11 protein-coding genes and 1 pseudogene are annotated in these 9,644 nt (G+C 67.2%); 2 read left to right on the top strand and 10 right to left on the bottom strand.

Annotation, left to right across the window (positions count from 1 at the left end):
• Positions 1-129 precede the first annotated feature (129 nt).
• Together ACFSC3_RS16390 and ACFSC3_RS16385 are read right to left on the bottom strand one after the other, a co-directional pair.
• Positions 130-792, bottom strand: coding sequence for a hypothetical protein (locus ACFSC3_RS16390; protein ID WP_062126819.1), 663 nt, complete (start codon positions 790-792; stop codon positions 130-132).
• A 174-nt stretch (positions 793-966) separates the two neighbouring features.
• Complete coding sequence (locus tag ACFSC3_RS16385; protein ID WP_380941490.1) at positions 967-1,125, bottom strand: hypothetical protein; 159 nt, start codon at positions 1,123-1,125, stop codon at positions 967-969.
• 19 nt (positions 1,126-1,144) lie between these two features.
• Here ACFSC3_RS16385 and ACFSC3_RS16380 point away from each other — a divergent pair, with 19 nt between their 5' ends.
• Positions 1,145-1,537: an MBL fold metallo-hydrolase gene (locus ACFSC3_RS16380; protein ID WP_062126823.1), complete on the top strand. Its 393-nt coding sequence runs from the start codon at positions 1,145-1,147 to the stop codon at positions 1,535-1,537.
• Between the two features lie 289 nt (positions 1,538-1,826).
• A pseudogene (locus ACFSC3_RS16375) lies at positions 1,827-2,009 on the top strand (hypothetical protein); the annotation flags it as partial.
• Between the two features lie 23 nt (positions 2,010-2,032).
• Here the strand turns inward: ACFSC3_RS16375 and ACFSC3_RS16370 are convergent.
• The 8 genes from ACFSC3_RS16370 to ACFSC3_RS16335 form a co-directional block, all read right to left on the bottom strand.
• Positions 2,033-2,962 carry an electron transfer flavoprotein subunit alpha/FixB family protein gene (locus tag ACFSC3_RS16370; protein ID WP_062126825.1) on the bottom strand — a complete coding sequence of 310 codons (930 nt, stop codon included), beginning with the start codon at positions 2,960-2,962 and terminating at the stop codon, positions 2,033-2,035.
• A gap of 17 nt (positions 2,963-2,979) precedes the next feature.
• Entirely contained in the window at positions 2,980-3,729 is a 750-nt protein-coding gene (locus tag ACFSC3_RS16365; protein ID WP_053111708.1) for an electron transfer flavoprotein subunit beta/FixA family protein, read from the bottom strand.
• Between the two features lie 135 nt (positions 3,730-3,864).
• The gene (locus ACFSC3_RS16360) at positions 3,865-4,485 is read right to left on the bottom strand and encodes a flavin reductase family protein (RefSeq protein ID WP_053111707.1); all 621 of its coding nucleotides are present in this window, start codon (positions 4,483-4,485) and stop codon (positions 3,865-3,867) included.
• 99 nt (positions 4,486-4,584) lie between these two features.
• On the bottom strand, positions 4,585-5,061 hold the full coding sequence (locus ACFSC3_RS16355; RefSeq protein WP_053111706.1) for a c-type cytochrome: 477 nt from the start codon (positions 5,059-5,061) through the stop codon (positions 4,585-4,587).
• Positions 5,054-6,538: a (S)-6-hydroxynicotine oxidase NdpB gene (gene ndpB / locus ACFSC3_RS16350; protein WP_053111705.1), complete on the bottom strand. Its 1,485-nt coding sequence runs from the start codon at positions 6,536-6,538 to the stop codon at positions 5,054-5,056. Before ndpB ends, ACFSC3_RS16355 begins: the two co-directional genes overlap by 8 nt.
• Positions 6,539-6,570: 32 nt before the next feature.
• On the bottom strand, positions 6,571-7,971 hold the full coding sequence (locus tag ACFSC3_RS16345; RefSeq protein ID WP_053111704.1) for an aldehyde dehydrogenase family protein: 1,401 nt from the start codon (positions 7,969-7,971) through the stop codon (positions 6,571-6,573).
• Positions 7,968-8,417 carry a RidA family protein gene (locus tag ACFSC3_RS16340; protein WP_053111703.1) on the bottom strand — a complete coding sequence of 150 codons (450 nt, stop codon included), beginning with the start codon at positions 8,415-8,417 and terminating at the stop codon, positions 7,968-7,970. Before ACFSC3_RS16340 ends, ACFSC3_RS16345 begins: the two co-directional genes overlap by 4 nt.
• Entirely contained in the window at positions 8,414-9,643 is a 1,230-nt protein-coding gene (locus tag ACFSC3_RS16335; protein WP_053111702.1) for an MFS transporter, read from the bottom strand. Before ACFSC3_RS16335 ends, ACFSC3_RS16340 begins: the two co-directional genes overlap by 4 nt.
• Position 9,644 lies beyond the last annotated feature (1 nt).

Here is a 9,644-nt window from a genome sequence, read left to right as displayed (position 1 = left end):
GTCACGCTGCTCGACAAAGGGGTCCCTTTTGCACGCCGATAGGGGGTCCTTTTTGGACGCCGATTGACAATCAAACGGGGCCCGTCAGATCTCCGCACGGATTTCGCCAGGACGCCGTATACAAGGGGTTCACCAGATCGACGGCGCAAGCTCGAGGCCGGCACGTATTGCATCGACGAGCCGCTTGCCTCCCGGTGTCGGATCGTCGGCGACGAATCCGCGCTTCATGGCGAGGAATTGCCCGAGAACGTCCTGCACGATGGATGCCGTCTGCGGCCGTTCCGCGACTGCGGGATCTTCAAGCGCTGAGCGCAGGTCGCCCGCGATCTCCTCGACCGCGGCGGCGAGCGCCTCCGATCGATCAACCGGAAACCGGTCCTGCTCCAGGACAGAGAGCCAGACGATCTCTCCGTGGATCTGGAAGGCCAGTCCATCGGCGGTGACCGCCACCTCCCCCGGCGGAGCGTGGACGAGCGGGACCGGGATCCTCCTGAGGCTCCATCCCGCGCGCATGAGAGCCTGCAGCCAGACGTAGTCCTCGTTATAGTGTTCCGGAAAGTCGGGAAGGGCGCCAGGGGGAAGACCAACGACCAGGAAGGCGGTCGAGATGCCACCGGGTGCGACGTTCTCGATGTCGTGACGCTCGAGCGAAGGTGCGATGCCGTGAGTGTCGGTGACAGGCGCCTCGGCAAGCCTGGCATGCTCAAGGATCGAAAGATCCTGCCGCCCCACGTATGGACAACCCACCACGGTCCGGCTGTCACGGCATGCATCCAACGCCTTTTGGATCAAGCGCTCGCCGTCGCAATGCAGCCGTCGCCCACGGTAATCCGCATCGACGAGTCGACGCAGGTTAGCCCGGACCTCCCGTCGATGCGACCTGCTCGTTGATCCGGGGATCGCGATCCGCGTCCGTCGTCGTTCGGCAAGCCGAGGGTTGGCATCGCGGACCAGAGCCGGATCGGTTCAAATCCGCTTGGTCTCCGCGAGCTTCCGGTAGTGGGCTCCGATTGCCGTCAGCCGGCAGCTTCTGGACTCGATCGCTGCATAGTACATGTGTTCCGTCCCGACCGGCACGACGAGCCCGTTGCGATTGCAGGCCTGAAGGCCCTTGAAGATGCGCACGTGTTCCGGATCGGGTGGTATGGGCGACAAGGTCCTGCACGCGATCGCGATCCCAGGACACACGGCGGGCTCGACCGCCTTCCACATGGTGGTGGGCGGACGCAACGTCCTGCTCAGCGGCGACACGGTCCTCTTCGACAACCGCCTCGGCACCCAGGACACGGCGTACGCCAACAGCCGCGACTACCTGGAGTCACTTAGGAAGCTCTCGCGCTTCACGATGGGCCTGGGCGAGCCCGTCCGCTGGGACGTGCTGCTGCCGGGTCACGGCACGATCGTCCTCGATCGGGCCGGGATGGACGTGGAGAAGGCGTACGAGGCGGTCCGTCTCGACCTCCTCGACGGCGGCCGGATCGAGGCGGCACCGTTCGCCACCACCCGATACCGGCGGATGATGTTCGGCAGGCCGTGAGTTCGACGACGGACGCCGATGAGGGGCGGCGGCGCGAGAACCGTCGGGCGACCGATAAGGTCGTTCGCAGCCACGAGGGGGAGGAGTTGATGGCAGGTTCTCATCTGCGACCGGACCAGGCGTGACGAACTTCGAGGATGTCGCTCATGGCGCGCACGCACCCATGTCGGCGGACCTCGACCATTTAGAGCCGATCAACATCCAGTTCACCAGCGGGACGACCGGCTCCCCCCCAAGGCCGCGACCTGTCGCACCCAAAGATCGTGAACAACGCCCGCATGGTGATGGCTTGGGCACCCTGCGGTCGGTCGCCAGAGCGGTCCGCACGCAGATGGCGGACGCTCGCGCGCTGCTGTCCGTAAACCAATCCGACGGCTTCGACTGCCCGGGCTGCACATGGCCGGATCCGAGGCACAGCTCGTCACTCGAATTCTGCGAGAACGGTGCCGAGGCGGTCACCTGTGAAGCTACCGGCCGTGGTGGTGGGGGCCTGGTTCACAGCCTTCCGGTCAGCTCCGGCACGATCTCGAACAGGTCGCCCACGAGGCCGAGGTCGGCGACCTGGAAGATCGGCGCGTCCTCGTCCTTGTTGATCGCGATGATCGTCTTTGAATCCTTCATGCCCGCCAGATGCTGGATCGCGCCCGAGATGCCGACCGCGACGTAGACTTCCGGCGCGACGATCTTGCCGGTCTGACCGACCTGATAGTCGTTGGGGACATAGCCCGCGTCGACCGCGGCGCGGCTGGCGCCGACGCCGGCACCCAGCTTGTCGGCGAGCGGCTCGATCAGCTCGTGGAACTTCTCGCCCGAGCCGAGCGCGCGTCCGCCGGATACGATGATCTTCGCGCTGGTCAGCTCCGGACGCGTCGAGGCGGCGATTTCCTGGCTGACGAAGGTGGCGAGGCCGGTGTCGCCGGTCGTGGCGACCGGCTCGACGGTTCCGGCGCCACCCTCGGGCGCCGCCTTCTCGAAGGCGGTGCCGCGGACCGTGATGACCTTCTTGGCATCCGACGTCCGGACGGTTGCGATCGCGTTGCCGGCGTAGATCGGGCGCGTGAACGTGTCCTTGCCCTCCACGGACAGGATGTCGCTGATCTGCATGACGTCGAGCAGCGCGGCGACGCGCGGGGCCACCGCCTTGCCGGTGGTAGTGGCGGGCACGACGAACGCGTCGTGACGGCTCATCAGCTCGACGACCAGCGGCGCGACGTTCTCGGCCAGCGCATGCGCATAGGCCGCGTCGTCCGCCACATGGACCTTGCCGACGCCCGCGATCTTGGCCGCCGCGTCGGCGATGGCGCCGACCCCCTGCCCGGCGACGAGCAGGTGCACCTCGCCCAGCTTCGCCGCAGCGGTGACCGCGGAGAGCGTGGCGTCCTTGACGGTCGAACCATCGTGTTCGACCCAAACCAGAGTCTTCATGTCCGTTCTCCCGCCGCTTACTTCGCGATGCCCATCGACTTCAGCTTGTCGACCAGCGCGTCCACGTCCGCCACCTTGACGCCTGCCTGGCGCTTGGCCGGCTCGGCGACGCTGACCGTGGTCAGCCGTGGGGTGACGTCGACGCCCAGATCGGCGGCGGTCTTGGTCGCAAGGGGCTTGGACTTGGCCTTCATGATGTTGGGCAACGAGGCGTAGCGCGGCTCGTTGAGGCGCAGGTCGGTGGTGACGATCGCGGGCAGCTTGAACGTGTCCGTCTCCAGCCCGCCGTCGACCTCGCGCGTGACGGTGACGGCGTCGCCCGCAAGCTCGACCTTCGACGCGAACGTGCCCTGGCCAGAGCCGAGCAGCCCGGCCAGCATCTGCCCGGTCTGGTTGTTGTCGTCGTCGATCGCCTGCTTGCCCAGGATCACCAGCTGCGGCTGCTCCTCCTCGACGATCTTAGCGAGCAGCTTGGCGACGCCCAGCGGCTCCACCTTGGTGTCCGACGTCACGAGGATCGCGCGGTCGGCGCCCATCGCCAGTGCGGTGCGCAGCGTGTCCTGCGCCTTGGGTTCGCCGATCGAGACGACGACGATCTCCGTGACCGCGCCCTTCTCCTTGAGCCGGATCGCTTCCTCGACCGCGATCTCGTCGAAGGGGTTCATGCTCATCTTGACGTTGGCGAGGTCGACGCCCGACCCGTCCGCCTTCACGCGGGGCTTCACGTTATAGTCAAGCACGCGCTTGACCGGCACCAAGACCTTCATCGTCATCCAGCCCCTTGTAAGCTCACGTCGGAGTGTACCGGCGAGGTACGGTTTCTGTTAATTATACACAAGAAGAATAATGCACGCGGCTTGTCCCGGAACCGGTTAGACTGCACTGGCGATGCGGCGGCATTCTCAATCCCTAGGCCGCCTCATCGAGAAAGCAGCTTCCGGCCGGATCTCGAAGTAGTCGGCGGCGTAGCCTGCCCGCAGCACGATGCCGGCCTCGGCGGTAGCGAACAGTCCGCCGTCCAGCAGGGCGCGGTCTATGTGGACGCCGACGATCTCGCCGACCACCAGCCATGCGCCCGCAAGCTCACCCCGACAATCCGTCAGCTGGCGAGCGTCCGCCAAGCGGCATTCGAGCGACACCGGGGCGTCCGCGACCCGGGGACACTGGATGACCACGCACTCCGCCCGGTCCAATCCCGCGGCGCTGAACTCGTCCGCCATCGGGTTCGATGGACGCGAGGTCTCGTTCATGGCATCCGCATGGCGCCGCGTCGCGAGGTTGCAGACGAAGACGCCCGTCTCGCGCACGTTTGAGAGCGTGTCCTTCTCGCCCACGCTCGAGAAGCCGACGAGCGGCGGCTCGTCGCACAGCATCGAGAAGAAACTGTAGGGCGCCAAGTTGGCGATGCCTGCGGATGAGCCGCTCGATATCCATCCAATGGGACGGGGACCGAGGATCGCCCTCAGCGGGTCGCGGGCGAGCCCATGGCCGTTGCGCGGTTCGTAGAAGTGCCGGTCGTGCATGCCGCGTCCCGCCATTGCGCGTGGCCGGTGACGGCCGAAGTCCGGCAAGGGGCCGCGCCCGTCGCATGCCGGTAGGTGCGTGCCCGATCGGGCACGCACCTATTTGGAGGTCGTTCCCGCCAGATAGGCGATGACCGCCTTGCGCTCGGACTCCTTGGAGAGGCCGCCGAACGCCATGGCGGTGCCGGGATAGGCGGCCATCGGGTTCTCTAGGAAAGCGTCCAGCTTCTCCGGCGTCCACTCTCCATCCGCCTTCGAAAGCGCCTGGGAATAAGGATAGCCCGACACGCCGCCGATTTTGCGACCGACCACGCCCGCGAGAGAGGGTCCGGCCGGGGATGGAACGCCCGGCTCGGCCGAGTGGCAGACCGCGCAATTGCTGAACACCTTCTTTCCGGCCTGCACCTGCATCTGGTTGCGCGCCAGCGCGGAATAATCAGTGGAAGCCTTGCCGGCGGCCGCGGTGGAGCCCTGGTCGTTGCCGGTCTCGGAACGACCCGAGCAGGCGGCAAGGGCGATCAGGCCCATAGCGGCGGCGATCGTCAGCGCGCGGGGGCTGGGCGAGCGGTCATCCATTGCTGCTCTTCTCCTTCTCGAGCATGGCGGTCATCTCGCGGCAGGCACGGATGCCACTTTCCACCGCGCCGTCGATATACGCGTGCCAGCCGTCGGCCGTGGCGGAGCCCGCGAAGAAGAGCCTTCCCTCGGGCTTCGCCATGTCCTTGTACTTCGCGAACCAGCCGGCGCGGTACGCCGGCCACGCCTGCTTGGAGAACGGATCCTTCACCCAGTTGTAAGGCGCGATGTCGGTGAGTTCGACGCCGGGATGGATCTTGCGCAGTTCGGCGCCGACGGCGTCCTGGTCGTTAATGTCGATGAGCGATTGGCGACCGAGGGTCGCCTTGAGGATCGTCCCCACTTCGGCGTCGGACTCCTCGGTCTGGATCGCGCTGAGCGGATTGGGATCGTCGCAGAATGTGAAGGTGTTGCCGATGTTCTGCTTGATGCGCATGTACATCGTCGCGCCGTCGCATAGGTCGCCGTTCCTAATGAACGCCTGCTTCTCGGCGGAGAGACCCGGCTTGAACTCGATGTCGGGGTAGACCTGCGTCGGAAGGGTGAAGAGGGCGGCCTTCGCCTCCACCACCTGCCCGTCCGCCGTGCGGAGTGTGACCCCGGCTGCCGTCGTCTCGACCTGCTTCACCACAGTCCCGAGCCGAAGGTCGGCCTTGCTGTCGTCGAGAATCGCTTTGGCCAGCGCCGCGGTGCCGCCGTTCGCGATGTGCCAGTGCTTCTCGGAATCGGTGAAGGTGTAGGGATCCCAGGCGGCGAGCGCGAACATCTTCACGTAGCTCATGTAACTGAACGTATTCGTGGGCGAGCCCGCGTAGAGCACCAGTTCGGCGTTCAGCGACGCGCGCTGGATCGGGTCCAGATCGAGCTTGGCCAGGCGGTCCGCCGCGGAGACGGCGTCGAGCTTCGCCACCTCGGGGTTGACGAACGGCGTGAAGGGACGCGGGAAGAGCGTCCTCGCGTCCGCGCAGAACTTCGCGAACGCGTCGTTGTAGCCTTGGTCGAAACGCGCCGGCGGCACGTCGTGCACCTTGCCGTCCGCCGTCATGACGTAGGCCTTGTCGAGGTCGCGGAGCGGAACCTCCTCGAATCCGAAGCCGTAGCGCTGCATCTCGGCGAAGACGTGGGGCTGGATCCAGTGCACCGAGGAGCCGCCCAGCTCGATTTGGCGGCCTAGGAACCTGCTGGTGAAGGTGCGACCGCCGATGCGCGGCCTCGCCTCGAGCACGACCACGCGCCAGCCCTTAGCGGCGAGCTCGCGAGCAGCGGTGACGCCGGCGTAGCCTGCCCCGACCACCGCGACGTCGTACGGTCCCGCGTCCTTACCGTCCCGCGCCTCGCGGCCGGGGTTCTCCTTGGCGCAGCTCGCCAGCGCCACCGCGCCGACGGCGGCGGCGCCGAACCCCAGCAGCGATCGCCGGTCGAGCCTTCCGCCCGCGGAAGTCCGTTCTTCTTCCTCACTCATCGTCATGCTGCCCATCTCCTGCCTCCCTTCCGAACCTCCAGCGGGGTTCAGGCGGCGGCGTTGATCACCTGAACACGAGTGTACTCGTGCACACCCTCCAAGCCGCCCTCGGTCCCAAGACCCGACTGCTTGACCCCGCCGAAGGGGATGTCCGGATGGATGGCGGTATGCTGATTTATCCAGACGCTTCCCGCGGCGATGCCGCGGGCGAGCCGTCGCGCGCGGTCGAGATCGCGCGTCCAGATCGACGCGCCGAGCCCGTATGCCCCCTGATTGGCGCGAGCGACCGCTTCAGCCTCGTCGTCGAAGCGGAGCAGCGGGACGACGGGCCCGAACTGCTCGTCCGTCACCAGTGGCGCGGCGTCGTCCAGGTCGGCGACGACGGTCGGTTCGATGAAGTAGCCGGGGCGGTTGGCGACGTGGCCGCCGGTGAGCACGGTGCCGGCGGCGGCGGCCTCCTCGATCATGCCGCGGACCTTTTCGAACTGCGCCCGATTCTGAACCGGGCCGAGCGTCACACCCTCCTCGTCGCCAGCGCCGATCCTGATCTCCCGCGTGGCCGCCACGAAGCGATCCCGGAACTCCTCGTAGACGGCTTCGGCGACGTAGAGCCGCTTGGGCGCCGCGCACACCTGACCGGCGTTCAGGAAGACGGTCCCGGCCAGTCCCCGCGCCGCCGCTTCCAGATCGGCATCCGCCAGCACGATGGCGGGATCGTTGCCGCCGAGCTCAAGGGTCACCCGCTTCATGTCCTCGGCGGCGCTCCGCATCACGGACTTGCCGGTCTCGGTCGAGCCGGTGAACGACACCTTCGCCACGTCCGGATGGGACGTCAGGCGCCCACCGAGGTCGTTGTCGTCGGCGACGATGTTGAAGACGCCCCGCGGGAACACGTCCGCAGCCAGTCGCCCAAGCTCGAGCGTCGTCAGCGGGGTCGTCGGCGCCGGTTTCAGGACGACCGTGTTGCCGGTGATCAGCGCGGGTGCGTACTTGTTGCTCGCAAGGATCATTGGGAAGTTCCAGGGCGTGATGCCCGCCACGACGCCCAAGGGGCGGCGCTCGACCTCGTAGGCGCCCGTCGGATGATCCCGGACCTCGGCCTTCAGCTCCACATCGGCGTAGAACCTGATACCTCTGATCGTGGCATCGACCTCGTAGCGCGCCTCGCCCCACGGCTTGCCCTGCTCGCGGACGAGCAGTCGGGCGAAGCCGTCCGCCTCCTCGTCCAGCCGACGAGCGAACTCCAGGAGCCGGTCTCGCCGGACCGCCCACGACGTGGCCGCCCATCCCGGGAAGGCGAGGGCCGCGGCGGCTACCGCGCGGTCGAGCTGCGCCGCATCTGCGACGTGCGCCTTCGCGAACGGCTCACCAGTGGCGGGGTCGATCACGGGGATCGTGCGGCAACCCTCGACGAGCTCACCGTCGATGAGCATCCTGTAAGCGGTCATGACTGATCCTGTCCTAGTGCGTACTGGTTCGTTGCGGCGGAGGCCCTCGCCGCCGGGATGTGGGCCACGCACGTGACCTCCACCTGGATGCCCGGGCTGATGAAGCCGGCGACCTGCACGCCGGCGACCGACGGGCCATCGCATCCCTGGTAGAAGGCTCGTCGGTGCGGAAAGAGGCGCTCGGAGTACTCCTGCCCCGTGCAAGCGTAGTAGATCGTCTCGCTGACGACGTCGGCCGCCGAACCCCCGTGCGCCGCGAGCACCCGCCCCATCTGTCGGTAGACGACCTCGAACTGCGCCGCGGCATCACCCTGGTGGAGCTCGTTTCCGTCGTCGTCGACAGCGGTCAACCCGCCGACGAAGATGAAATCGCCGGCCCGCACGCCGATGGACATGCAGTAGGCGCGCTCCATTTCGGGAGCGAGGTGGAAGGGCGTGAGGCTCATATGCGTCCGGCTCCGATTGACGACGTAGTCCCCGGCGCCCGGGCCGCCACGCGCGCCTGACGGGTGGAGGACACGAGGAGTGCCGCGACCAGCGCCGGCACGGGCGTGACGAGGAACACCGCGGAAAGCGAGGCGCGCGCCAGAACCAGGGTGCCGATCGCCGGGCCCACGGACTGCGCGGCCACGTTCACGATGTAGATCATCCGCGTATAGCGGTGTCCCGGATCGTTCTCCGCGGTCATGGACATGTAGAATGCCAGTCCCATGCACCACGCCGATGCGTAGACTGCGAACGCAACGGTGAAGAGAATGGTGGAGTGCGCGCCGTAGATTCCAAGCAGCGAGGCTAGGAAGACCGCCGTGGTGACGGCGATCCAGCGCAGATGGCGCCCGCTCTCGCCGAAGACGATGGGGATCAGGCTTCCTACGGCGGAGAAGATGTAACCAAACGCCATCGCGTTGGCGACCGAGGTCTGGTCCAGCCCGTTCGAGAGCCCGATCCGCTCGATGAAGGCGTAGATCACGTTGACGCTGACGCCGAAGAGAAGAAGCCCCAGCAGCGCGATGCGACCCGCGTCTCGAGCGCCGCCGCGCATCGGCGGCACGTCCTCCGGCAGGACCGGCTCCGACGGACCGTCAAGATCGCGTGGCAGAAGCAGGGCCATGACGGCGCCGAGGCCCAGCCACAGAGCCCCCGAAGCAAGCGCAGCCGCGTCGCCGAAATGGGAACGCAGGCCCTCCAGCAACCAGATCGCGACGGCGGACAGCGACATGCCGAGCGCGAGCCCGGCCCCATAGGCTCGTACCGGGACGACGGCCTGGGCCAGGACGCAGGCCGTGACGGTGGTGATGAGCACCACGCCGAATCCGGATACGAAGCGAACGGCACAAAGGACGACATAGCCGTCCGCGACGGCGGTTAGGGCGTTGCCGAGCGTCGCAACGAGCGAGGCCGCGACGATGATCGTCCTCCAAGCCGCGCGCGGCATGAGGAAGAACCCGGCAACCGCTCCCAGAACGCCCCCGGCCTGATCGACCGACTGCACCAAGCCCGCCTGGCTCAGGGTCAGCCCGAGATGGTCGACGTAGAGCCCGATGAAGAAGGGCGCTATGTCGATCAGGATCAGCGAGAAGGCGTAGAGGACGCATGCCAAAGCGAGAGCGCGGCCACCGACCCTCGCCGGTGCGACGCCGCCTTCAGCCGAGGACGAGAGGGTGGCGACCATG

This window comes from Sphingomonas floccifaciens, assembly GCF_042681125.1.
Lineage (GTDB): Bacteria > Pseudomonadota > Alphaproteobacteria > Sphingomonadales > Sphingomonadaceae > Sphingomonas > Sphingomonas floccifaciens.
The sequence above is the reverse complement of the archived record's forward strand: the minus strand, read 5'-3'. Positions and strand labels throughout refer to the sequence as shown.

Bases quoted from the DNA above. Each gene is read 5' to 3' on its own strand.
- ACFSC3_RS16340 (WP_053111703.1), bottom strand. From the start codon at position 8,417: ATGAGCCTCACGCCCTTCCACCTCGCTCCCGAAATGGAGCGCGCCTAC.
- ACFSC3_RS16335 (WP_053111702.1), bottom strand. From the start codon at position 9,643: ATGGTCGCCACCCTCTCGTCCTCGGCTGAAGGCGGCGTCGCACCGGCG.
- ACFSC3_RS16360 (WP_053111707.1), bottom strand. From the start codon at position 4,485: ATGCACGACCGGCACTTCTACGAACCGCGCAACGGCCATGGGCTCGCC.
- ACFSC3_RS16355 (WP_053111706.1), bottom strand. From the start codon at position 5,061: ATGGATGACCGCTCGCCCAGCCCCCGCGCGCTGACGATCGCCGCCGCT.
- ndpB (WP_053111705.1), bottom strand. From the start codon at position 6,538: ATGGGCAGCATGACGATGAGTGAGGAAGAAGAACGGACTTCCGCGGGC.
- ACFSC3_RS16380 (WP_062126823.1), top strand. From the start codon at position 1,145: ATGGGCGACAAGGTCCTGCACGCGATCGCGATCCCAGGACACACGGCG.
- ACFSC3_RS16365 (WP_053111708.1), bottom strand. From the start codon at position 3,729: ATGAAGGTCTTGGTGCCGGTCAAGCGCGTGCTTGACTATAACGTGAAG.
- ACFSC3_RS16345 (WP_053111704.1), bottom strand. From the start codon at position 7,971: ATGACCGCTTACAGGATGCTCATCGACGGTGAGCTCGTCGAGGGTTGC.
- ACFSC3_RS16370 (WP_062126825.1), bottom strand. From the start codon at position 2,962: ATGAAGACTCTGGTTTGGGTCGAACACGATGGTTCGACCGTCAAGGAC.